The 23,703-nt window shown below is 71.5% G+C and carries 20 protein-coding genes; 12 read left to right on the forward strand and 8 right to left on the reverse strand.

Features of this window, described 5'->3' with window-relative positions:
• Positions 1 to 8 precede the first annotated feature (8 nt).
• Together ACVW00_RS10065 and ACVW00_RS10070 are read left to right on the forward strand one after the other, a co-directional pair.
• Positions 9 to 410: a pyridoxamine 5'-phosphate oxidase family protein gene (locus ACVW00_RS10065; RefSeq protein ID WP_457110765.1), complete on the forward strand. Its 402-nt coding sequence runs from the start codon at positions 9 to 11 to the stop codon at positions 408 to 410.
• A 16-nt stretch (positions 411 to 426) separates the two neighbouring features.
• Positions 427 to 2,796: an ATP-binding cassette domain-containing protein gene (locus ACVW00_RS10070; RefSeq protein ID WP_457110766.1), complete on the forward strand. Its 2,370-nt coding sequence runs from the start codon at positions 427 to 429 to the stop codon at positions 2,794 to 2,796.
• Here the strand turns inward: ACVW00_RS10070 and ACVW00_RS10075 are convergent, their stop codons facing one another.
• The 4 genes from ACVW00_RS10075 to ACVW00_RS10090 form a co-directional block, all read right to left on the reverse strand.
• Positions 2,797 to 3,621, reverse strand: a complete 825-nt coding sequence (locus tag ACVW00_RS10075; RefSeq protein WP_457110767.1) for a class I SAM-dependent methyltransferase — start codon at positions 3,619 to 3,621, stop codon at positions 2,797 to 2,799.
• 135 nt (positions 3,622 to 3,756) lie between these two features.
• Positions 3,757 to 4,200 carry an SRPBCC family protein gene (locus ACVW00_RS10080; RefSeq protein ID WP_457110768.1) on the reverse strand — a complete coding sequence of 148 codons (444 nt, stop codon included), beginning with the start codon at positions 4,198 to 4,200 and terminating at the stop codon, positions 3,757 to 3,759.
• A gap of 2 nt (positions 4,201 to 4,202) precedes the next feature.
• A complete protein-coding gene (locus tag ACVW00_RS10085; RefSeq protein WP_457110769.1) occupies positions 4,203 to 4,571 on the reverse strand; it encodes an ArsR/SmtB family transcription factor in 369 nt (122 codons plus the stop codon).
• Positions 4,568 to 5,029 carry an SRPBCC domain-containing protein gene (locus ACVW00_RS10090; protein WP_457110770.1) on the reverse strand — a complete coding sequence of 154 codons (462 nt, stop codon included), beginning with the start codon at positions 5,027 to 5,029 and terminating at the stop codon, positions 4,568 to 4,570. Before ACVW00_RS10090 ends, ACVW00_RS10085 begins: the two co-directional genes overlap by 4 nt.
• 135 nt (positions 5,030 to 5,164) lie before the next feature.
• On the opposite strand from ACVW00_RS10090, the gene ACVW00_RS10095 reads away from it, so the two are divergent.
• The 4 genes from ACVW00_RS10095 to ACVW00_RS10110 all read left to right on the forward strand — a co-directional run bounded on the left by ACVW00_RS10095 (position 5,165) and on the right by ACVW00_RS10110 (position 7,760).
• Positions 5,165 to 5,575 (forward strand): nuclear transport factor 2 family protein, encoded by a 411-nt coding sequence (locus tag ACVW00_RS10095; RefSeq protein WP_457110771.1) that lies wholly within the window; start codon positions 5,165 to 5,167, stop codon positions 5,573 to 5,575.
• Positions 5,562 to 6,140: a YdeI/OmpD-associated family protein gene (locus ACVW00_RS10100; protein WP_457110772.1), complete on the forward strand. Its 579-nt coding sequence runs from the start codon at positions 5,562 to 5,564 to the stop codon at positions 6,138 to 6,140. The genes ACVW00_RS10095 and ACVW00_RS10100 overlap by 14 nt, the downstream gene beginning before the upstream one ends.
• Positions 6,141 to 6,222: 82 nt before the next feature.
• Positions 6,223 to 7,059, forward strand: a complete 837-nt coding sequence (locus ACVW00_RS10105) for an aldo/keto reductase (RefSeq protein WP_457110773.1) — start codon at positions 6,223 to 6,225, stop codon at positions 7,057 to 7,059.
• On the forward strand, positions 7,056 to 7,760 hold the full coding sequence (locus tag ACVW00_RS10110; protein ID WP_457110774.1) for a peptidylprolyl isomerase: 705 nt from the start codon (positions 7,056 to 7,058) through the stop codon (positions 7,758 to 7,760). The genes ACVW00_RS10105 and ACVW00_RS10110 overlap by 4 nt, the downstream gene beginning before the upstream one ends.
• Here the strand turns inward: ACVW00_RS10110 and ACVW00_RS10115 are convergent.
• Together ACVW00_RS10115 and ACVW00_RS10120 are read right to left on the reverse strand one after the other, a co-directional pair.
• Positions 7,757 to 8,215: an OsmC family protein gene (locus tag ACVW00_RS10115; protein WP_457110775.1), complete on the reverse strand. Its 459-nt coding sequence runs from the start codon at positions 8,213 to 8,215 to the stop codon at positions 7,757 to 7,759. The two genes, ACVW00_RS10110 and ACVW00_RS10115, sit on opposite strands and share 4 nt — an antisense overlap.
• A 22-nt stretch (positions 8,216 to 8,237) precedes the next feature.
• Positions 8,238 to 8,990, reverse strand: coding sequence for a hypothetical protein (locus tag ACVW00_RS10120; RefSeq protein ID WP_457110776.1), 753 nt, complete (start codon positions 8,988 to 8,990; stop codon positions 8,238 to 8,240).
• Between the two features lie 35 nt (positions 8,991 to 9,025).
• Between ACVW00_RS10120 and pepN the strand changes: the two genes are divergently transcribed.
• The 6 genes from pepN to ACVW00_RS10150 are packed head-to-tail and all read left to right on the forward strand — an operon-like array spanning position 9,026 to position 19,538.
• Positions 9,026 to 11,503, forward strand: a complete 2,478-nt coding sequence (gene pepN, locus ACVW00_RS10125) for an aminopeptidase N (protein ID WP_457110777.1) — start codon at positions 9,026 to 9,028, stop codon at positions 11,501 to 11,503.
• Entirely contained in the window at positions 11,500 to 12,360 is an 861-nt protein-coding gene (locus ACVW00_RS10130; RefSeq protein WP_457110778.1) for a formate dehydrogenase accessory sulfurtransferase FdhD, read from the forward strand. Before pepN ends, ACVW00_RS10130 begins: the two co-directional genes overlap by 4 nt.
• Before the next feature lie 37 nt (positions 12,361 to 12,397).
• Entirely contained in the window at positions 12,398 to 13,558 is a 1,161-nt protein-coding gene (locus tag ACVW00_RS10135; protein ID WP_457110779.1) for an exonuclease SbcCD subunit D, read from the forward strand.
• Positions 13,555 to 16,551: an AAA family ATPase gene (locus ACVW00_RS10140; RefSeq protein ID WP_457110780.1), complete on the forward strand. Its 2,997-nt coding sequence runs from the start codon at positions 13,555 to 13,557 to the stop codon at positions 16,549 to 16,551. The genes ACVW00_RS10135 and ACVW00_RS10140 overlap by 4 nt, the downstream gene beginning before the upstream one ends.
• Positions 16,552 to 16,605: 54 nt before the next feature.
• Positions 16,606 to 18,159: a TldD/PmbA family protein gene (locus ACVW00_RS10145; RefSeq protein ID WP_457110781.1), complete on the forward strand. Its 1,554-nt coding sequence runs from the start codon at positions 16,606 to 16,608 to the stop codon at positions 18,157 to 18,159.
• Entirely contained in the window at positions 18,159 to 19,538 is a 1,380-nt protein-coding gene (locus ACVW00_RS10150; protein WP_457110782.1) for a metallopeptidase TldD-related protein, read from the forward strand. Before ACVW00_RS10145 ends, ACVW00_RS10150 begins: the two co-directional genes overlap by 1 nt.
• On the opposite strand, the gene ACVW00_RS10155 is transcribed toward ACVW00_RS10150, so the two are convergent.
• Together ACVW00_RS10155 and gcvP are read right to left on the reverse strand one after the other, a co-directional pair.
• Positions 19,535 to 20,842 (reverse strand): serine hydrolase domain-containing protein, encoded by a 1,308-nt coding sequence (locus ACVW00_RS10155; protein ID WP_457110783.1) that lies wholly within the window; start codon positions 20,840 to 20,842, stop codon positions 19,535 to 19,537. The genes ACVW00_RS10150 and ACVW00_RS10155 overlap by 4 nt on opposite strands.
• Positions 20,839 to 23,694, reverse strand: coding sequence for an aminomethyl-transferring glycine dehydrogenase (gene gcvP, locus ACVW00_RS10160; protein ID WP_457110784.1), 2,856 nt, complete (start codon positions 23,692 to 23,694; stop codon positions 20,839 to 20,841). Before gcvP ends, ACVW00_RS10155 begins: the two co-directional genes overlap by 4 nt.
• Positions 23,695 to 23,703: the final 9 nt, after the last annotated feature.

Below are 23,703 nucleotides of genomic sequence, written 5' to 3' on the forward strand. Positions count from 1 at the left end.
CGCTGGCCATGCTGGCCCGGCCGGCCATCGACGTGTGGGTGGCGACTGCCTCGGCCGACGGGGCGCCGTACCTGGTGCCGGTCTCGCTCGCATGGGTGGACGACCGCGTGGTGATCGCGATCCCGAGGTCGTCGGTCACGGCGCGGAACCTCGGTGGGTCGGGGCGCGCCCGGCTCGGAGTGGGGCGGACGCGTGACCTGGTGATGATCGACGCGACGGTCGAGCGTTCGGTCGACGTGGCCGCGGATCTCGCGCTCGGAGAGGCCTACGCCGCCCAGGCCGACTGGGACCCGCGGGAGAGCGCCGACTACGTGTTCTTCGTGCTGCGACCGTTGCGCATGCAGGCCTGGCGCGAGGCGAACGAGATCACCGGCCGGACGCTCATGCGCGACGGCACCTGGCTGGTCTGACGACAGGAAGATGCCCATGCCCCGCACCGCGTCCCACCCAGCCGACCTCCACGACCTGATCCGGGTCCAGGGAGCCCGGGAGAACAATCTCAAGGACATCACCCTGGAGATCCCGAAGCGCCGGCTGACCGTGTTCACCGGCGTCTCCGGCTCGGGCAAGAGCTCCCTGGTCTTCGCGACGATCGCCGCGGAGTCGCAGCGGCTGATCAACGAGACGTACTCGACGTTCCTGCAGGGCTTCATGCCGTCACTCGCGCGCCCCGAGGTCGACGTGCTCGAGGGCATCACCACCGCGATCATCGTCGACCAGGAGCGGATGGGCGCCAACCCGCGCTCCACGGTCGGCACCGCCACCGATGCCAACGCACTTCTCCGGATCCTGTTCAGCAGGCTCGGCACGCCGTACGTCGGACCGCCGACTGCCTTCTCGTTCAACGTCCCGACCCGCCGGGCCGGTGGCGTGATGAGCACGGAGCGGGCCGGGCGGATCGAGAAGAAGGTCGTGCGCGACGCGGTCTACCTCGGCGGCATGTGCCCGCGCTGCGAGGGCATGGGTGCGGTCAGCGACTTCGACCTGAGCGCCCTCTACGACGAGACCAGGTCTCTCGCGGACGGCGCCCTGATGGTGCCGGGCTACTCGATGGACGGCTGGTACGGACGGCTCTTCGAGGGTGTCGGGCTGCCGATGGACAAGCCGATCGCGACGTTCACCAAGAAGCAGCTCGACACGATGCTCTACGCCGAGCCGACCAAGATCAAGGTCGAGGGCGTCAACCTGACCTTCGAGGGAGTCATCCCGAAGATCCAGAAGTCGATGCTCTCCAAGGACGTGGAGGCGATGCAGCCCCATGTCCGCCGCTTCGTGGAGCGAGCGATCACCTTCGACACCTGTCCGGAGTGCGACGGCACCCGGCTCACGGCAGCAGCACGCTCCTCGAAGATCGCCGGGAAGAACATCGCGGAGCTCTGCGCCCTGCAGATCAGCGACCTCGCCGCCTGGGTCCATGACCTCGAGGAGCCGTCCGTCGCGCCGTTGCTGGCGGGGCTGGAGCACTTGCTCAGCTCGTTCGTGGAGATCGGGCTGGGCTACCTGTCGCTGGACCGGCCCTCCGGGACGCTGTCCGGGGGAGAGGCGCAGCGCACCAAGATGATCCGCCACCTCGGCTCGGCGCTCACAGACGTCACCTACGTCTTCGACGAGCCGACGATCGGCCTGCACCCGCACGACATCGAGCGGATGAACCGGCTGCTGCTCCAGCTGCGCGACAAGGGCAACACCGTCCTCGTGGTCGAGCACAAGCCCGAGACCATCGCGATCGCCGACCACGTGGTCGACCTGGGTCCAGGGGCCGGCACGGCCGGGGGATCCGTGTGCTTCGAGGGCGACGTCGAGGGTCTCCGGACGAGCGACACGACCACCGGTCGTCACCTCGACGACCGCGCCGCCCTCAAGGAGGTCGTCCGCACGTCTCCTGGCGTCCTCGAGGTCCGGGGTGCCTCGACCCACAACCTCCAGGACGTGGACGTCGACATCCCGCTCGGCGTGCTCTGCGTGGTCACCGGTGTCGCCGGGTCCGGGAAGAGCTCACTGATCCACGGCTCGGTGGCCGGTCGCGAGGGCGTCGTGGTCGTCGACCAGGGCGCCATCAAGGGCTCGCGACGAAGCAACCCGGCGACGTACACCGGCCTGCTCGAGCCGATCCGCAAGGCGTTCGCCAAGGCCAACGGCGTCAAGCCGGCGCTGTTCAGCGCCAACTCCGAGGGCGCCTGCTCGACCTGCAACGGCGCCGGCGTGATCTTCACCGAGCTGGGCGTGATGGCCACCGTCGAGTCGCCCTGCGAGGAGTGCGAGGGACGGCGGTTCCAGGCGCAGGTCCTCGAGTACACCTTCGGCGGCCGCAACATCGCCGAGGTGCTCGCGATGTCGGTGACCGAGGCCGTCGAGTTCTTCGGCGCCGGCGAGGCGAAGACCCCGGCCGCGCACAAGGTGCTGGAGCGGCTCCTCGACGTGGGGCTCGGTTATGTCAGTCTGGGACAGCCGCTGACCACGCTGTCCGGCGGCGAGCGCCAGCGGCTCAAGCTGGCCACCCAGATGGCCGACAAGGGCGACGTCTACGTCCTCGACGAGCCCACGACCGGCCTGCACCTGGCAGACGTCGCGAACCTGCTGGCACTGCTCGACCGGCTCGTCGACGCCGGCAGGTCGGTGATCGTGATCGAGCACCACCAGGCCGTGATGGCGCACGCCGACTGGATCATCGACCTGGGCCCCGGCGCCGGCCACGACGGCGGGCGGATCGTGTTCGAGGGGACGCCGGCCGCGCTGGTGTCGGCCAGGAAGAAGACGCTGACCGGCCAGCACCTCGCGGAGTACGTCGGCGCGTGATCAGGACGGTCGCGCGCACGTGAACATGACGGTGCGAATGCGCCGCTCGGAGAGGTTGGCCACCTGGTTGGCCGCCATCTGCCCGAACGCGTCGCCGAGGAAGGCCGCGAAGGTGACCGGCGGGGGCCCATCGCGCTGGATCCGGGCGTGCATCTGCTGGAACCAGATCAGGCTCTCGTCCGACGAGTCGACTTCGGAGATGACGTCGAAGCCTGCCCCTGGGAGCAGTTCGCGCATCTCGTCGGGGGTTGCCAGAAAGCTGGTCGAGGAGTCGTTGGCCCAGGGCACCGGATAGTGGACGTCGCCGCCTTCACCCTGCAGGACGTCGTAGACCACGAACCTGCCGCCGGGTCGCAGCACCCGAAAGGCCTCGGCGTAGAGAGCGCGCTTGTCGGGGATGTTCATGGCCACGTGCACCGTCAGCACCGCGTCCACGGCTGCGTCGGGAAGCCCGGTCGCCGTTGCGTCGCCGACCCGGAATCGGGTGCGGTCTGAGAGACCCGTCCACTCCGAGAGTGCCGTCGCCACCTCGCAGAACTCCGCCGTGAGGTCGACCCCGGTGACGGTGCATCCGGTCACCTCGGCGAGCGTCCGTGCCGGCCCACCCAGTCCGCTTCCCAGGTCCAGCACACGAGAGTCCTCAGTGAGCCCGAGTGCCTCGACGATCTCCAGGGTTGCGGCACGGCCGCGGATGTGGAACTCGTCGACCGGAGCAAGCTCGGCCGGTCGCAGAGCTCTACGGTCCAGACCGGCCGCGTCCAAGGCGGAACCGATGGCCTCCACGAGGTCCCCGGGGCCGCTGTAGAACGCCGAAACCTGGCTCATGGCGCCATCGTCGCACCGATGGCGGCGACGTCGAGGTCCTTGCAAGGGCCCAGATCTGCTGCACCCCTGCAAGATCGCCGATAATGGACATTATGTCAATATCCGTGGACGGGCACTCCCCGGGAGATCCGCGGCTCAGTCGAACTCGGCCACCCGAAGGTCCCGCGGCGACGGTGCGCCCTCCCCGGTCTCGACGAGCTGCTTCATGCTCATCAGGTACGTCGCCCACTTGGTGCTGCAGTGGTGCATGAACTCGACCGGCTCCTTCCAGCCGGCGTGCTTGAACATGACGATCGTCATGTCATCCTCGTGGCGCAGGTCCCAGTCGATCGTCGTACCGATCCACTCGTCGGGTCCGCCGACGACCGTCCACGAGACGCGCTCGGACGGCACCTGCTCGGTGACCTCCATGTCGAAGCCACCCGGAGGGAACCGGAACTCGATGACGCCACCGGGCTCGGCGCGCCCCTTCGTGTCGTCGGTCCACCAGCCGGCGAGCCCGTCGATCGTCGTGAGCGCCTCGTACACCTTCTCGGGCGAGCCCGTCCTGACCCCGACGCGATGCAGAATGTCCACCATCTCTACTGTCCTCTTTCCTGTTCGTGCTCCGATGAGCTGTCCTGTCCCCGCTGGATCGCCTCGGCGATCCTCTTGATCCGCTGCAGCCGGCCGTCCCAGGCCGAGCCCACCTCCGCGAGCTGGGCTGCCGCGCGGGCAAGCTCCTGTTCGTCCACCTGGTACCGCCTTTCCCGACCAGCCGGGGTGGCATGGACCAGCCCGACCCGGTCGAGCACGCCGAGATGCTTCGAGACCGCCTGTCGGGTGACAGGCAGCCGCTCGCTCAGCGTCGTCGCCGTGCCGAACCCGTCCGCGAGCAGCAGGTCGACCATCCGGCGCCGCATCGGGTCGCCGATCGCCGACCACAGCGCGTCGTCGACGGCGGACGTCACGGTGCCACCAGCCGGGCGACGTACGCGCCGAGACGCGGGATGAAGTGGTCCCAGCCCTCGACGTGCTCCTGGTAGGCCTCCTCGAGGACGGCCACCTCCCAGCCCCGCTCGCGGAAGCCCGACTCGGTCATCCGCACCCGGGTGCCCTCCCCCGAGGGCTCGAGCTCGAAGGTCACCAGCAGCGAGTTCGACGGCCCCGGCACCTGCCCGTCCTCGTAGACCCAGCGGAAGGAGAACAGCCTCGGCGGCACGGCGTCGACGACGGTGATCGGGACCACCATCGCCTCCTCCGGCGCCGGACGCTGGAAGACGAGCCGCCCGGTCGCGCCGGCGGTCGCCTCCACCGCGGCATCGTCGGGCCACCACTCCTTGAGGTGCTCGGGACTGCTGACCACGTCGAAGACCACCTCCGGCGATGCGTCCACGTGGATCTGCCGCTCGAGCTTTCCGAAGTCCATCTCATCCTCCTGCAACGTTTGGTTGCGCATACGCTAGCCCACGTCCGCGTCAGACGCAACCTTTGGTTGCATGAGCATTCGGCGTGTCGAGGAAATGCGTTGTGGCGCTCCGCGTCGTCGCTGGATGCTGGCGCCATGACCCCGGCTTCCCCCCGCTTCCCGGACGCACGGCTGAGCGTCGCCGACGACGTCGAGGCTCCCGACGAGGTGCTGGCGCCACTGCACGCCTACGCACTGGGCCACGCGACCGGCTCGCCGGAGCACTTCCGGCGCGCGTTCCGCCCGACGGCCCACATCGAGGGCATCCGCGACGACGGCTTCGCCTCCTGGGACCTGGAGACCTACTGCGCGTTCTTCGACGGACCGGCCGAGGACGAGGCCGCTCGCTCTCGCGTCGTCGAGTCCGCACAGGTCACCGGCACGATCGCGGCCGCCACGATGAGGCTGCACCACGGCGCGAGCACCTTCACCGACATGTTCGTCCTCGTGCGGGACGACGGCGGCTGGCGGATCGCCAACAAGGTCTACCACCGTGACCAGGCCTGAGGCCGAGGTCGTCGCCTTCGCCGACCCCGAGTCGTTCGAGGACTGGCTCGAGCACCACGTCGACCACCAGGCCGGTGTGTGGCTCAAGCTCGCGAAGGCCGGCACCGGTATCGCGTCGCTGAGCAGTGACCAGGCCGTCGACGTCGGCCTGTGCTTCGGCTGGATCTCGGGCCAGCGCAAGTCCCTCGACGATGAGTACTACCTGCAGAAGTACGTCCCCCGGCGCGCCCGCAGCCGCTGGTCCCTCGTCAACGTGCGCAAGGTCGCCGCCCTCTCCGCTGCCGGACGGATGCGCCCCGCCGGGCTCGCCGAGGTGCGCGCGGCGCAGGCCGACGGCCGCTGGAACGCGGCGTACGAGTCGCAGCGGGAGGCGTCCGTGCCCGACGACCTCGCCGCCGCACTCGTCGCCGAGCCCCGCGCCGCGACCAGGTTCGAGGCCCTGAACCGGTCCGCGCGCTACCGCGTCATCCACGCCCTGCTGGTGGCCCCTTCCGCCGAGGCCCGCGCGCGGAGCCTCGCTCGCTCGGTCCGCGACCTCACCGGGACCGTCCCCGAATCCACCTGAGAGGCAACCCGCGCAAACCGCACCCGGGGAGGTTCCGGTGTCTGCCCACTCGACGCGCGCATTTCTCGATAAGGTCGCCCCCATGGAGATCCCTGTCTACGACCTCAACGACGGCACCGAGCTGCCGACCGTGGGCTTCGGCACGGTCGGCCTGCAGGGTGCGGACGGCCTCGAGGCGATCCTGAGCGCAGTCGGGGCGGGCTACCGCCTCCTGGACACGGCGGTGAACTACGGCAACGAGATGACCGTCGGCGAGGCGGTCCGGCGCTCCGGCGTACCTCGTGCGGAGTTCCGGGTGACCAGCAAGCTGCCCGGGCGCCACCACGCGTACGACGACGCGATCGCCTCCACCCGGGAGTCGCTGGGCCGGCTCGGGCTCGACCACATCGACCTGCACCTGATCCACTGGCCCAACCCCAAGCGCGGCGAGTACACCGAGGCGTGGCGCGCACTGGTCGACCTCCAGCGAGACGGGCAGGTCACCACGATCGGCGTCTCCAACTTCACCGCCGAGCACCTCGACCGGATCATGGACACCAGCGGTGTGGTGCCCGCGGTCAACCAGATCGAGATGCACCCCTACTTCCCGCAGGAGGAGCTCCGCGCGGTCCATGACTCGCTCGGGATCCGCACGGTCGCCTGGAGCCCGCTGGCCAAGGCGAAGGCGCTCTTCGAGGAGGAGCCGGTGCGCAGTGCAGCGGCGGCACACGGGGTCTCGCCCGCACAGGTCGTGCTGCGGTGGCACTTCCAGCTCGGCGCCGTCCCCATCCCGAAGTCGAGCGTCAGCGAGCACCAGCTCACCAACGGCGACATCTTCGACTTCGAGCTGTCCGACGACGAGATGGCCGCGATCACCGGGCTCGGTCGTCCGGACGGTCGCCTCTTCGACGGCGACCCCGACGAGCACTACGAGATGTGAGCTCCCGCGTCTGGCCGCTCCTCCCGCTTCTCCCGTTCCTCCTCCTCGCCGCAGCCTGCGGCTCGGGTGGCTCCGGCGGCACGACCGGTACGCCGAACGGGCAGTGCAGCTACCACGACTCCGGCGCAGCGGCCGCCAGGAAGGTCAAGCTGCCACCGAGCAACCCGCCCGCCGACCTTCCGGGCACGCTGAGGTTCGACACGAGTGCCGGACAGATCCGGGTGACGCTCGAGCCCGAGCAGGCGCCGTGCGCGGTCAACTCGCTGGTGTCCTTGGCCGACCAGGGGTACTTCGACGGCACGAGGTGCCACCGCCTCACCACGCAGGGCGCCTTCGTCCTCCAGTGCGGTGACCCCACGGGCACGGGCCGCGGCGGACCCGGTTACGCGTTCGCCGACGAGCTGGTGCCCGACGACCCGCGGCTGCAGCCGTGCAGCACCGAGGCGGGCCAGGCGTACTGCACCTACAACGTCGGCACCGTCGCGATGGCGAACGCGGGGCCCGACACCAACGGATCGCAGTTCTTCCTCGTCTACGGCAACTCGAGGTTCCCGCCGGACTACACGGTGCTCGGCCACCTCGACGCGGCCGGCCTCAAGGTGGTCAACGAGATCGCGGCCAACGGCGTCGACCCCGCCACCGGGACCACCGACGGCGCGCCGAAGGTGCCGGTCACCATCACCGGCACGAAGACCGGCTAGGCATCCTCGCGGCGGACCATCTCGACCGGCGTGGGCAGTGCCACGGTCCGGCTCACCGTGCAGATCCGGTCGCGTGACCTCTCGATCGCGCTCTGCAGGACGCTGCGGGCCGCGTCGCCCGCCTCTCCGTCGGGGAAGGCCACGTCGAACACCACCCGGAGGTTCGCCAGGTGGTTGCCGTTCTCGTCGCGGACCTTCTCGCCCTCGACGTGCACGTCGAAGGAGTCGGGCCCGGCGCGCTTGCCGGTGATGTAGTCGACGTCGATCGCGGCGCACCCCGCGATGGCGGCGAGCAGCAGCTCCACCGGCGTGAAGTCGGGGTCGTCGCCCTCGCCGATGGGCAGCACTCCCCCGCGCTCGTTGGTCGCCTTGAAGCGGTGCTCACCGATGCGGGTGAGCTTGACGGAGCGCAGCGAGTCGCTCCTGTCGGCAGGGTCAGCAGGTACGGCGGTCATGTCCTCAGCCTGCCACGACCGGCTACTTCGAGCCGGCGCGACAGTTCTCGAACAGGGAGTGGTCGACCAGGCCGCGGTACTTCGACCGGAGCTGCTCGTCCAGGACGTTGTCGGCGACCTCGGTGGTGGGTCCCTTCGCCACCGTGAGACCGTGCACCGTGTAGCTCGTGCGGTACACGTCCCACGCGGGAGCAATGCCGATCGGCTGATGTGCGCGACCCTCGGTGATGTCGAACCCGTCAGCGGTGCAGGTGGCGGCCAGCGGGGTCGTCATGGTGTCGGTCGCGACGAACGGGACGACCGGCTTGCCGTCGACACGCAGCTCGGCGAGCTTGCCGTCCGCGTAGCCGAACAGGTGCACGTCGAAGCCACCTCGAGGATGACGCGGCGTCATCAGGACGACGTCGCCCTGGTGGCCTGCGATGCGAAGGGCCTCGAGCTCTCCGGCGGTGACCGGCAGCTCTTCCTCGACCACCGCCACGACGTCGTGACCGGAGACCCTGGCGCTCAGCGAGCCTGCGCCGGGACACTGCTTCCCGGCAGCCGCGTACGTCACCTCTTCGGTCTTCCCGTCCCCGTCGAGATCGGCCGCGACAGCCACTGGCGCGGCGTCGGGCTCGCTGCGACACCAACTGCTCGTCGGCGTCGACGGCGCCTGCGCCTTCGGGTCGGCACGCTGGTCACCGCAGCCGCCCAGGACGACGGCCAGCAGGGCTGCGAGGACGAACGCTCTCATGCCCGTGGGACGCGTGGCGAACCCGAGTAGTTCCACCATGTGCCCAACGTAGCCGCGGCGACTAACGTGTGGATGTGCCAAGCCTGCAGCTCGAGGAAGCGCGCACCCGCTTCGAGTTCCTCACCGTCACGTCGTACGACGTCACGCTCGACCTGCGTGGTGAGACGACCTTCGACAGCACCACGGTGATCGACCTGGTGTCCCGCGGTGGCCGCACCTTCCTCGACCTGCAGGCGCGCTCGCTCGGCAGGATCCGGCTCGACGGCCTCGATCTCGCCCTCGACGCCTGGGCCGACGGCCGCTACCCATTGGAGCTCCCGGCCGGCGAGCACCGGATCGAGGTCGAGGCAGTGATGGCCTTCCGCAACGACGGCGAGGGCCTGCACCGGGCCGTCGACCCGGCGGACGGACGCGCCTACCTCTACCAGATGAGCTTCATGAGCGCCGCGCCGTCGGTGTTCGCCTGCTTCGACCAACCGGACCTCAAGGCCCTCTACACGCTCCACGTGACGGCGCCACAGGACTGGACGGTGATCGCGAACGCGGCCGGTGCGTGCGTCGAGCCCGGACGATGGGAGTTCGAGCAGAGCCGCCCCCTGTCGACGTACTTCGTGAGCCTCGTCGCGGGCCCGTACCACCGGATCACCGACGAGCACGACGGGATCCCGCTCGGTCTGCTGTGCCGGTCCTCGATGGCCGGCGCTCTGGACCAGGACGCGGACGAGCTGTTCACCGTGACGCGTCAGTGCTTCGACGAGCTCCACAGGCTGTTCGGGATCCGCTACGCGTTCGGGAAGTACGACCAGGCGTTCGTGCCCGACTTCAACGCCCTCGCGATGGAGAACCCCGGCTGCGTTACGGTCCGTGAAGGCCTCCTGTTCTCCAGCCGGGTGCCGCGGTCGTTGCGGGTGCAGCGTGCGGCGACGGTCGCCCACGAGATGGCGCACCAGTGGTTCGGCAACCTGGTGAGCCCCAAGTGGTGGGACGACCTGTGGCTCAACGAGGCGTTCGCCGAGTACATGGGCAACCGGGTCACGGCCGAGGTGACGGAGTTCTCCGAGGCGCTGGTGTGGGCGGCTCTCACCCGCAAGAACTGGGGGCTGACCGCCGATGCCCGGCCGTCGACCCATCCGGTGGCCGGCACCGGCGCCGCGGACGCCGACGCCGCGCTCCAGGACTTCGACGGCATCTCCTACGCCAAGGGCCACTCCGTGCTCACCCAGCTGGCGATGAGGATCGGTGAGGACGTCTTCCTCGACGGCGTCCGTGACCACTTCGACCGGCACCGCTTCGGCAACGCCACCATGCGTGACCTGTTCGGCTCCTGGGAGCGAGCCGGGGCCAGCGACCTCGACACCTGGACGTCGGCCTGGCTACGGACCGCCGGCATCGACCGGATCGACCTGCACCGCAACGGCACGGTGGACCTCGTGCGCACTCCCCCGGCCGGCCAATCCGATTCCGCGCGCGAGCACGACCTCGGCACCGCGGCGTGGGACGGCACCACCTGGCAGCGGTCCGGCGTACGAGTCGACGCGGCACGCCTACCGGTCGACCTCGACGTGCAGTCGCCGGTCGTGCTCGATCCCGAGTGCACCGCCTGGGCCGACCTGACGCTGGACGACCTCACCACCGCGGCGCTCCCCGGGCTGATGTCCAGGACGACGGATCCCCTGTTGCGGGCGACCATCTGGATCACCTTGCGCAACGGCGTCCACCACGCCCGCCTGGACCCGGCACGTGCCGTCGACATCCTCGCCGCCGGCATTCCCGACGAGGAGCAGGACACCGCGGTCTCTGCGCTCGGCGTCTGGGTGGGCGACGACGGCGAGGGCACCCGCGGGGTGGCTCACGAGAAGCTGCTCGCGGTGGTCGCCGACCCGGGTGAGTCCCGCGCGCGTCTGCACGACGCCTTCACGACACGCGCCCGTTCGGCCGCACCCGGCTCGGACGTGCAGCTTGCCGCGCTCCACGCCGGGATCTCGACCGCCGCCGCGCCTGACGGGCTGCGGCGGCTGCTCGACGGCGACCTGCCCGCAGGGGTCGCCCTCGACTCGGGCCTGCGATGGCGCGTCCTCAAGCGGCTCACGTCGCTCGGCGCCACCGACCTCGACGAGCTCGACAAGGCCCTGGCCGACGAGACCGACGCGAAGACCGAGCTCGCGCACGCATGGTGCCGCGCCCGCCTGCCCGAAGCGGAGGCGAAGGCCTGGGCCTGGCAGCGGTTCACCGGAGAGGCCGACGCGTCGAACTACGAGATCGAGGCCGCGGGCAACGGGATGTGGCAGTCGGGTCGCGACGACCTCCTGGCGACCTACGCCGGTCGCTACTTCGAGGACCTGCCCGCGACCGCGACCGTCCGCACCGGTTGGGCGCTCGCGAGCGCGGCGCAGGCGTTCTACCCGATCACGGCAGCGACACCGGAGACCCTGGCCCGCACCGAGGCGGTCCTCGCCGACCCCGGTCTGGACCCGAGCCTGCGCCGAGTGCTCGTCGACGCCGGTGACGAGCTGCGCTGCCGGCTCGAGTGTCGTCGGAGCTACTCCCGATGACCAGCGGGCTGACCGGCCGCGACCGGCGACCCGGACCGTCGGTCCGCACCCGGGTCGTCGAGTACGTCGGCGACACCCGGCGGGAGCACGAGGACCGCCTCGCCACCGAGGAGCCCCTCGAGATCCGGCTGGCCTGGCCCGGAGCGCCTGCACGGCGGATCGCAGTGACCATGCGCACGCCGGGGCACGACTTCGAGCTCGCCGCCGGCTGGCTGGTCCACGAGCGCGTGCTCGACGCCTCGCAGATCGCCGTCGTCCGGTACTGCACGGACACCGACCTCGACCCGCTCGAGCAGTTCAACGTCGTCACGGTGGAGTCGTCCTCGCCGCCACTCCGGCTCCCGGAGGCCCGCGAGGTGAGCTCGGCCTGCGGGGTCTGCGGCAAGGAGTCCATCGGCGACGTCCTGGCCGGGGTGCGCCGCGAGGTGGCCGACTTCGAGGTGCCGCTCGACCTGGTCCGGGCCCTCCCGGACCGTCTGCGCGAGGAGCAGGCCGGCTTCGACCGCACCGGCGGTCTGCACGCAGCCGGCCTCTTCGATCGGGACGGCACCCGGGTCGTCGTACGCGAGGACGTCGGGCGGCACAACGCCGTCGACAAGGTCGCCGGCGCGGTCCTGCTCGGCAGCGCAGGCGGTCACCGCCCGGGGTCCATGCCGCCGATCCTGGTCCTGAGCGGCAGGATCGGGTTCGAGCTCGTCCAGAAGGCCCTGGTCTCGGGCATCGGGCTGGTCGTCGCGGTCGGCGCGCCGTCGTCCCTGGCCGTCGCTCTCGCCCAGGAGTCGGGCCTCGGCCTCGTCGGCTTCACCCGGCCCGATCGCTGCGTCGTCTACGCGGGGGACCACCGGCTCGGCGTGTGAGCCGGGTGTTGTCGGCGCGCTCTCCTAGCGTGGTGACGTGCGCATCCTCCACACGTCCGACTGGCATCTCGGTCGGCACTTCCACGGTCAGGGGATGCTCACGCACCAGGCGGCGTACGCCGACCACCTGATCGCCACGGTCGAGTCCGAGCAGGTCGACCTCGTGGTCGTCGCGGGTGACATCTACGACCGGGCGCTGCCGCCGGTCGACGCGGTTCAGCTGGCCGACGACACCTTCGCCCGGCTCGCAGCGTCGCGTGCGCGTGTGGTCATGACCAGCGGCAACCACGACTCGCCGCGGCGGCTCGGCTTCAACGCGCGGCTGATCGACGCCGCCGGCTTCCACCTCCGCACGGTCGCCGACACGCTCGCCACTCCGGTGGTCCTCGACGACGACGGCGGGCCGGTCGCCGTCTACGGCATCCCCTACCTCGAGCCAGACCTGCTCAAGCACACCTGGCAGCTGCCGGCACGCTCGCACCAGGCCGCCATGGCCGAGGCGGTGGCGCGCATCCGCGCCGATCTCGCCACGCGCCCGACGGGCACGCGCTCGCTCGTCCTGGCGCACGCGTTCGTGGCCGGCGGGCACGGATCCGACAGCGAGCGGGACATCTCCGTCGGTGGCGTCTCGGTCGTGTCCGCGGCCACCTTCGACGACTTCGACTACGTCGCGCTCGGCCACCTCCACGGCCGGCAGACGATCACGGACAGGGTCCGCTACTCCGGGTCGCCGCTCGCCTACTCGTTCTCCGAGGCCGACCACGTCAAGGGCAGCTGGCTGGTCGACCTCCACGCGCGCGGGTCGGTGACCGCCCAGTTCGTCGAGGCGCCGGTGCCACGCCGCCTGGCCCGGCTGACCGGCACGCTCGAGTCGCTGCTGACCGATCCGCGGCACTCCTCCGCCGAACGGGCCTGGGTCCAGGCAACGCTCACCGACCCGGTCCGCCCCACGCAGGCGATGGCGCGCCTCCAGGAGCGCTTTCCGGAGACGGTCGCCCTCGTCTTCGCACCCGAGGGTGGCGGCGTGGTGCCGGCGCGTGTGCCGCTCGAAGGTCGCAGCGACCACGAGATCGCCGCCGACTTCGTTGCGGCCGTGCGCGGCACGGCAGCCACCGCGGCCGAGAGCGCGCTGCTCCGCGACGCCTGTGACGCCTGCGTCGACGACCGGGACGCCGACACGGCGGTGAAGGCGCGGTGAGGCTGCACCGGCTCGAGATCACCGCGTTCGGCCCGTTCGCCGGCACTGTGTCGGTCGACTTCGACGAGCTCTCCGCAGGCGGGCTGTTCCTGCTGACCGGGGCGACGGGCGCCGGCAAGACGAGCGTGCTCGACGCCGTCTGCTTCGCCCTCTACGGGCAGGTCCCGGGCGACCGCTCCGGCGCGCGCCACCTCCGCAGCGACCACGCGGCGCGCGCGGTGGCGCCGTGCGTCGTGCTCGAGGTGAGCATCGGCGACCGCAGCTTCCGGTTCACCCGGTCACCCGCGTGGACCCGGCCCAAGCAGCGTGGCGCCGGAGAGACCCGTGTCCAGGCGCACGTCCTCGTCGAGGAGCACCAGGGTGGTGCGTGGGTGGGCCTCACCAACCGCCTCGACGAGGCCGGGTTGCTGGTCGGCGACCTCCTCGGGATGACCGCCGGGCAGTTCACGCAGGTCGCGATGCTGCCCCAGGGACGCTTCCAGGCGTTCCTGCGGGCGACCTCCAGCGAGCGCCACGCGGTCCTGCAGAAGCTGTTCCGCACCGACAGGTTCGAGCAGGTCGAGCGCTGGCTGGTCGACCGGCGCGGCGAGGCACGGCGTGCCAGTGAGGCGGCTGCGCAACAGGTGCACGAAGTGCTCCACCGGATCCAGGAGGCCGCCGGCGTCCCGCTCCCGGAGGCATGGACCGTCGATCTGGCCGGTCCTGCGAAGACCGGCCAGGTCGCCTCGTGGTCGAGAGAGCTCGCCTCCTCCGCGGATGCCGAGCTGACCGCGGCCGGGGCGGCGCGCGACGGCGCCCGCGAGGCGCTGGCCGAGGCCGAGCGGGTCGTCGAGGAAGCGAGACGGCTCCACGACCTGCAGGAGCAGGCCGGCTCTGCGGCTCACCAGCTCGTCAACCTCGCCCGTCGTGCCGACGAGCTGGCGGGTCTCGCCGAGCGGCTCTCGGGTCACCGACGCTCGGCCCCCGTCGCTCCGCTCGCCGCCCGCGCCCGTGATTGCCGGCGCACGGCCGAGCGCGCGCTTGCTCGCTGGCAGGACACCGAGCGCGCGGTCGGTCCGCTCCTGACCGAGCCTCCGTCCCGGACGACCCTGGCCTCGCTCCACGAGGAGGCCGTCTCGGCGCGAGCCCACGCAGAGGCCTTCCGCCCCCGGGCCGACGAGCTCGCCGCCACCCGCAGCCGCCGCGCCGGGCTCGAGCACCGACTCGACGCGGTAGCCGAGAGCGTGGCGGCGCTGGACGCGGCGATCGCGGACCACCCGGCCCGGTTGTCCGCAGCCCAGGCCGACCTCGACGACGCGAAGGAGGCGACGTCCCAGCGGCCGGTGCTCGAGCAGCGAGTGGCCGCTCTCGAAGCGCTCGTCCTCGCGAGCCGGCGTCACGCCGCAGTCGTCGAGGAGCTCGACACCGCGATCGAAGACCTGAGCGCAGCGAGGCACGCGACCCTGACGGCGTACGACACCTACTTGACGGTCCGGGAGGCGCGCATCGAAGGGATGGCGGCCGAGCTGGCCGGCAGCCTGGCCGCCGGCTGCGCCTGCCCGGTGTGCGGCAGCGCCTCCCACCCGCAGCCCGCCCACTCCACGGGGTCGGCGGTCGGCAGGGCCGAGGAGGAGGCGGCCCGCAAGGCCCATGAGGACGCCGGATTCGTCCAGCAGGCCCAGGAGGTGCGCGTGGCGACCCTCACCGCCGAGCGGGTGACCCTCGACGACCGGCTCGCCGGGGCCGAGCGGGGGGAGCTGCCTGCCGAGCTCGCGTCCGCGCGCGACCGCCTGCGCGATGCACGCTCCTTGATCGCCGACCTCGACGCGCGAGCCGCCCGTCTGCAGGCCGTGCACGCGAGCCTCGAGCGCGCCCGCACCGCGCGCGACCGCGCCCTCGTCGACCAGGCGGCCGCCCGACAGCGGCACGAGGCGGCCCACATGCTGGTCGACATGCTCTCGGCGGAGCTCGACGCCCTTCTGGGCGACGAAGCGCCCGACCTCGACAGCCTGGTCGCCCGGCGAGCGGCGCGCTGCGATGCGCTCGCCGTCGCGATCGCGGCCTGGGCGGCGTACGACGAGGCCGGCCGCGCTGCGTCCGAGGCCGACCGGGCGCTGGAGGAGGCGAGCCGGGCAGCGGGTTTCGCCGGCGCCGAGGCTGCCGCCGCAGCGCTGATGTCGGACGAGTCGGCCCGCGAGGTGGAGACCGTCCTGGCCGAGGCGGAGGCGACCCGGCTCGCCGCGGAGCAGGCGCTTGCCGATCCCGCGAAGCGCGCAGCCGCCTCCCAGCCACGTCCTGACCTCGCCGTCCTGGTCGTGCGGCAACGGCTGGCGGCCGAGGGCGTCCAGGCCGCCGCGTCCGCCCACGACGCCGCGACCGCCCGGGCACGTCGACTGCGGATCCTCGCGGAGCAGCTCGGCCGCCGGCTCGAGGCCTGGGCGCCGCTGCGCGACCAGCACGCCCTCGCGGCACAGCTCTCCCAGCTGGTCGAGGGCAAGGGACCCGACAACCCGCTGCGGATCAGGCTCGCTGCCTACGTGCTCTCCGAACGGCTCCGCCAGGTGGTCGCCGCCGCCAACGAGCGGCTCGCGGGGATGACCGGCCAGCGCTACTCCCTCGAGCACACCGACGACCGCGGCGCCGGCGAGCAGCGCGGTGGCCTCAGCCTGCGGGTGCGCGACGACTGGAACGGCGTCTCCCGCGACCCGGCGACGCTCTCCGGCGGAGAGACGTTCGTGGTCTCGCTCGCGCTCGCACTCGGCCTGGCCGACACGGTCGCCCACGAGGCCGGCGGCACCGACATCGACACCCTGTTCATCGACGAGGGCTTCGGCTCGCTCGACACCGACACGCTCGAGGACGTCATGGACACCCTCGACTCGCTGCGCGACGGTGGCCGGGTGGTCGGCCTGGTCAGCCACGTGCCCGAGCTGCGCAGCCGGATCACCACCCAGCTCGAGGTGCTCAAGGGCCGCAACGGGTCGACGCTGCGTCCGGTGCTGGCCGCTGGGTGACGACACGCGAGCCGCGAGGACAATCGGCTCGACAGCGCTCGATAGGGTCGGACGGTGACGTCCGAACACGACCGGATCGACCCGTCGTTCACCGCACTCCCCTACCGCAGGCTGGCCGCCGCTGCGCTGTCGCGGGCTCGTGACTTCGGGGTCAGCCACGCCGACTTCCGCTTCGAGCGGGTGCGCTACCAGCACGTGTCCGTGCGTGACGGGCACCTCCAGGGCGCCGAGGACGCCGAGGACCTCGGCTTCGCGGTCCGGGTCGTGCACCACGGCGCCTGGGGCTTCGCCTCCGGGGTCGCGCTGACCACCGACGAGGCGGTGAAGGTCGCCGAGCAGGCCGTCAACGTGGCGATGGTGGCCGCTGCGATGACCCGCTCGCCCGTCGAGCTGGCTCCCGAGTCGGTCCACGACGACGTCGCCTGGGTCTCGTCCTACGTGGTCAACCCGTTCGACGTCGCGCTCGAGGACAAGGCGGTGCTCCTCGAGGACTGGACCGGGCGACTCGTTGCCGCGGACGCCGTCGAGCACGCGCGCGCCTCGCTCCAGCAGGTGCAGGAGAACAAGTTCTACGCCGACCTGGCCGGCACGTCGACCACCCAGCAGCGGATCAGGCTCCAGCCCTCGGTCGAGGCGTTCGGGTCGCGCGGCGACCGGTTCGACTCGATGTCCTCGCTGGCCCCGCCGGTCGGCCGCGGCTGGGAGTCCGTCGTCGGCGACGACGGCTGGGACTTCGACGGCGAGATCGCCGAGCTGCCTGACCTCCTGGCCGAGAAGCTGGCCGCACCCAGCGTCGAGGCAGGGCGCTACGACCTGGTCATCGACCCGTCCAACCTGTGGCTCACCATCCACGAGTCGATCGGTCACGCGACGGAGCTCGACCGGGCACTGGGCTACGAGGCCAACTACGCCGGCACGTCGTTCGCCACTCCCGACCAGCTCGACCGGCTGCAGTACGGCTCGCCGCTCATGCACGTCACCGGCGACCGCACGGCCGAGCACGGGCTGTCCACGGTCGGGTACGACGACGAAGGAGTCGGCTCGCAGTCGTGGGACATCGTCCGCGACGGCGTCCTCGTCGGCTACCAGCTCGACCGAGCGATGGCGCACACCTTCGGCGCAGCGCTCAACGACGGCCGGTCAAACGGCTGCGCGTACGCCGACTCGCCGGGCCACATCCCGATCCAGCGGATGGCCAACGTCTCGCTGCAGCCCGATCCCGGCGGCCCGGACACGGCCGGGCTGATCGCGCGGGTCGATCGCGGGATCTACGTCGTCGGCGACAAGTCGTGGTCGATCGACATGCAACGGTTCAACTTCCAGTTCACCGGCCAGCGCTTCTACGCGATCGAGGGTGGTGAGCTCAAGGGGCAGGTCCGCGACGTCGCCTACCAGGCGACCACGACGGACTTCTGGAGGTCGATGAGCGACGTCGGCGGTCCGCAGACCTACGTGCTGGGCGGAGCGTTCAACTGCGGGAAGGCACAGCCCGGCCAGGTGGCCGCGGTCAGCCACGGCTGTCCCAGCGCACTGTTCCGTGACGTCAGGGTGCTCAACGTGGCGGACGAGGCGGGCGAACAGCCCGACGTCGAGGGAGACGAGCGCTGATGACCACGACGACCCCGCAACAGCTCGTCGAGCACGCGCTCGCGGCCAGCACCTCCGAGCAGTGCATCGTGATGGTGGAGGACTCCACCAGCGCCAACCTGAGGTGGGCCAACAACACCCTGACCACCAACGGCGTGATGCACAGCGTGGACGTCACCGTGATCGCGTTCCAGGGCACCGGCAACGCCTCGGTGAGCGCCACCGCCGCGTCGATCGAGCAGGTCACCGCCCTGGTCGAGCGGGCTGACGCGGGTGCGCGGGTGGCCCACGCCGCGGAGGACCGCGCCGACCTCGCCACCGCCACCGCATCCGCTGACTGGGCCGAGGCACCGGTGGACACGTCCGTCGAGGTCTACCGCTCGTTCGCGACAGCGCTGGGCGAGGAGCTCGAGCGGGCTGAAGGCGAGAGCCGGATCCTCTACGGGTTCGTCAACCACGAGATGACCACGACCTACCTCGGCTCCAGCACGGGGCTGAGGTTGCGCCACGTCCAGCCGACCGGTCACTACGGGTGCACCGGCAAGACCGCCGACCTGTCCGGCAGCGCCTGGGTCGGCGGCGCGACCCGCGACTTCACCGATGTCGACGCCCACCGTTTCGCCGCCGACGTGGCCACCCGTCTCGGATGGGCAAGCCGGCGGATCGCGCTGCCGGCGGGGCGGTACGACACGGTGCTCCCGCCGACGGCCCTCGCGGACCTGATGATCGACGCCTACTGGAGCGCAGGTGCCCGGGTGGCCCACGAGGGTCAGTCGGTGTACTCCAGGCCGGGCGGAGGGACCCGGATCGGCGAGCGGATCGTCGACCCGGCGGTCACTCTGTTCTCCGACCCGGCGTACGCCGGCCTGGAGTGTGCGCCGTTCGTGATGGCGAGCGGCTCGTCGAACTCCAGCAGCGTCTACGACAACGGGCTGCCGCTGAGCCGCACCCCGTGGATCGAGGCGGGCACCCTGACGTCGCTGATCCAGACGCGGCAGACCGCCGGGCTGACCGGGCAGCCGTGCACACCGGGCATCGACAACCTGGTGCTGGACGTCGCCGGCGGCGCCGGCTCCGACCTGGACCTCGTCGCGGGGCTCGACGACGGGCTGCTGCTCACCTGCCTGTGGTACATCCGCGAGGTCGACCCGCAGACCCTGTTGCTCACCGGCCTGACCCGCGACGGCGTCTACCGGGTCGAGGGCGGCGAGATCACCGGCGCGGTCAACAACTTCCGGTTCAACGAGAGCCCCGTCGACCTGCTGCGCCGGTTCACGGCGGCCGGGGCCACCGTCCCGAGCTTCTCCCGCGAGTGGGGCGACGACTACTTCTCGCGCACCGCCACGCCGGCACTGCGGGTCCCGGACTTCAACATGAGCTCGGTGTCGCAGGCCCTCTAGCGGCCGGGGATCGGCGCCGCCGGGTCGTACGGGATGCGCGTGTACACGAAGGTCGCGCACTCGAGGTGGCCGACGGACCCGTCACGACGGCGTACGACGTGCAGCGTCTCGCCGTGGTGGTAGCCCGCGGTCCCCACGATCCGGTCGCCGGAGTCGGTCCTGCGGAACTGCTCCGCCAGCGCGCCCCGGGCGACGTCGTGGAACTCCAGCCGCTCGTTGTGCCAGCGGAGCTCGAAGGCCGAGTTGCCCCAGAACCACTGCCCGAGCAGCTCCTCGACCCACTCGGGCACAGCCGCTGAGGGGACCCACGGCTTCACGACCGGCGGGGTGTCACCGCTGAACATCCGCTGGGCGAGCTCGACACCGGAGAACCCGGTGGTCCCGTTCGTCAGGGCGACCAGGCCACTTCCGTGGTCCTGGTCGACGAACGCGACCGCCTGGAAGCCGGGCATCGAGCCGAGGTGACCGACCAGCTGCAGCCCGGCGACCGGACCGGTCCGCATGCCGAGCGCATATGCCTCGGCCGGTCGTTGCGGCACCGCCATCTCCCGCAACGTCTCCGCGGAGAGCACCTGCGGATGCCCCTGTGCGAGGAACCGGAGAAACACGGCAAGGTCAGCGACCGTGCTCCAGAGCTGCCCGGCAGGGGCCATCGCCCGGTTGTCGGTCGACGGTTCGGACGTCAGGGTGCCTGCGTAGTGGTGCACGCTGAAGCCCCGAGCGGCCGGCTCGGCCGCCAGGTACGACGTCCGACCCATGCCGAGCGGGGCCAGCAGCCGGCTCGTCAGGGTGTCCCACCACGGGGCGCCCCGCAGCCGGGCGACCACCTCGCCGAGCAACGCGAACCCCAGGTTGCTGTAGTGGTAGGTCTCCCCGCGGCCGAAGACCGCGCCCGAGCCGTCGTTCGCGGCCGTCAGCTCGTCGAACCCGACCCCCTCGGACCGCTCCCACCAGGGGCCGACCGGCTCGCTCTGCATCCCCGAGGTGTGGCTGAGCAGCTCGCGCAGGGTGGCGTCGCGGTAGCCGGTCTCGGGCACGAACCGGCCGACCGGGTCGTCGAGGTCGAGCAGCCCCTCCTCGCGCAGCTGCAGGACCAGCACCGCGGTCATCGTCTTGGTGATCGAGCCGATCCGATACTGCGTGTCCAGCGTCGTCGTGCCTCCGGCCGTCCCGGACCACACCAGCTCGCCGTCGCGCAGCACGCCCGCGACGATCGACGGCAATCGCCGGCTGGCCTGGTAGGCCGACAGGACCGCCTGCCAGTGCAGCGGATCACCCGGCGGTCCGGCGGCTGCTCCGGTCACTGCGCAAAGGCTTCCGGTGGCGGGCACGAGCACACGAGGTGCCGGTCGCCGTACGCCTGGTCGATCCGGCCGACGGGCGGCCAGTACTTGTCCGGGTCGAACCCTTGCGGGAACACCGCATCGGCCAGGGAGTAGGGCAGGTCCTGGTTCAGGGCGTCGGCGGTGTGCGGTGCGCCACGCAGCGGCGACTCCTCGGCGCTCCACTCCCCTGCCGCGACCTTGGCGATCTCGCCCCGGATGGCCACCATCGCGTCGCAGAAGCGGTCCAGCTCGGCGAGGTCCTCGCTCTCCGTCGGCTCGACCATCAACGTGCCGGCAACGGGGAAGCTCATCGTCGGGGCGTGGAAGCCGTAGTCGATCAGGCGCTTGGCGACGTCGTCGATGCTGACGCCGGTCTCCTTCGAGAGCGTGCGCACGTCGAGGATGCACTCGTGGGCGACCAGGTCGTTGTGGCCGCGGTAGAGCACCGGGAAGTGCTCCTCGAGGCGCGTCGCGACGTAGTTGGCGGCGAGCACGGCGATCGCGGTCGCCCGGGTGAGGCCCTCGCCGCCCATCATCCGCACGTAGGCCCACGAGATCGGCAGGATTCCGGCGGACCCGTACGGCGCGGCACTGACCGGACCGATCCCGCTCCTCTTGTCGGCCTCGGGGTGCATCGGGTGGGTCGGGAGGTACGGCGCGAGGTGCTCGCGAACGCCGACCGGCCCCACCCCGGGCCCGCCTCCACCGTGCGGGATGCAGAAGGTCTTGTGCAGGTTCAGGTGGCTGACGTCGCCGCCGAACTTGCCGGGCCGGGCGTAGCCAAGCAGCGCGTTGAGGTTCGCCCCGTCCACGTAGACCTGACCACCGTGCTCGTGGACCATCGCACACAGGTCGGAGATGGTGTCCTCGTAGGCGCCGTGGGTCGACGGGTAGGTGACCATGATGGCGGCCAGGTCGTCGCGGTGCGCCTCGCACTGCGTCCGGAGGTCGTCGAGGTCGACCGCGCCGTCGGCGGTGGACTTCACCACGACCACCTTCATCCCGGCCATGACCGCGGAGGCAGCGTTGGTGCCGTGCGCCGAGGACGGGATCAGGCACACGTCGCGGCCGTGGTCGCCCCGGGCGCGGTGGTAGCCGCGGATCGCCAGCAGCCCGGCGAGCTCGCCCTGTGATCCGGCGTTCGGCTGGATCGAGACCCGGTCGTAGCCGGTGACCTCCGCGAGCCACGACTCCAGATCGGCGACCAGCCTCTGGTAGCCGGCCGCGTCCTCGGCAGGTGCGAAGGGGTGCAGGTCCGCGAAGCCGGGCAGGCTGATCGGCTCCATCTCCGAGGTCGCGTTCAGCTTCATCGTGCAGGACCCGAGCGGGATCATCCCGCGGTCGAGCGCGTAGTCGCGGGCCGAGAGCCGGCGCAGGTAGCGCAGCATCGAGGTCTCGGAGCGATGGGTGTTGAACACCGGGTGGCTCAGGAAGTCGGTCGTCCGCTCGAGGTCGGCGGGGATGACACCCTCCGCCGTCCAGGAACCCGCCGTCTGCGCGACGCCGAACGCCCCCAGCACGGCAGCGAGGTCGTTTGCGTCCACGGTCTCTCCGACGCTGATCCCGACCTGGTCGGCGTCGACGAGCCGCAGGTGCACGCCGCCCTCGCGGGCAGCGCCCACAACCTCGGCGGCGCGCCCGGGGATCCGTGCGAGGACCGTGTCGAAGAAGGCGTCGTGCACGACGTCGACGCCGGCGGCGCGCAGGCGCTTCGCCAGGCCGGCCGCGTTGCGGTGCACCTGCTCGCCGATGCGACGCAGGCCGTCCGGGCCGTGGTACACGGCGTACATCGCGGCGACGACCGCGAGGAGCACCTGGGCGGTGCAGATGTTGGAGGTGGCCCGGTCACGCCGGATGTGCTGCTCCCGGGTCTGCAACGACAGCCGGTACGCCGGTCGGCCGGCCGCGTCGACCGAGACGCCGACGAGGCGGCCCGGGAGGTGCCGCTCCAGCCCGGCCCGCACGGCCATGAACCCCGCGTGCGGCCCGCCGTAGAACAGCGGGACGCCGAACCGCTGCGACGACCCGACGACCACGTCGGCGCCCCAGGTGCCGGGTGCCTCGAGCAGGGTCAGCGCGAGCAGGTCGGCCGCGACCACTGCGAGCGCACCGCGCTCGTGGGCGGCCTCGATCAACGGCCGCGGGTCGAGGATCCGGCCCGAGCAGCCCGGGTACTGGACCAGCACCCCGGACACGTCCCCGTCCGGCAGCCCGCTGGTGAGGTCTGCGACGACCACCTCGATGCCCATCGCCGCGGCCCGGGTCTCGACGACCGCGATCGTCTGGGGAAGCGCGTCGGCGTCCACGACGAACGCGCCGGCACCCTTCGACGCCCGGCGTACCAGCGTCATCGCTTCGGCCGCAGCGGTGCCCTCGTCGAGCAACGACGCGTTCGCCGTCGGGAGCCCGGTGAGGTCGGCGACCATGGTCTGGAAGTTGAGCAGCGCCTCGAGCCGGCCCTGGCTGATCTCGGGCTGGTACGGCGTGTAGGCGGTGTACCAGGACGGGTCCTCGAGCACGTTGCGCCGGATGACCGCCGGCGTGATCGTGCCGTGGTAGCCCAGGCCGATCATGGCCGTGGCCGGGTTGTTCTGCGCGGCGAGCGCCCGCAGCTCCGCGGCTGCCTGCGCCTCCGAGGCGGCCGCGGGCAGCGCGAGGTCCTCACCCGACTTGATCCTGCCGGGCACCGCGGCGTCCATCAGCGCCTCGAGCGAGTCGAAGCCGATGGCCTTGAGCATCTCGGCCACGGCGCTCTCGTCGGGTCCGATGTGCCGGTCGACGAAGGGCCGGGCTCCTGATGGTGCGGCGTCCGGAGTGTTGCTGTCCGACATGAGGCTCCC

Source organism: Marmoricola sp. URHA0025 HA25, from assembly GCF_054059435.1.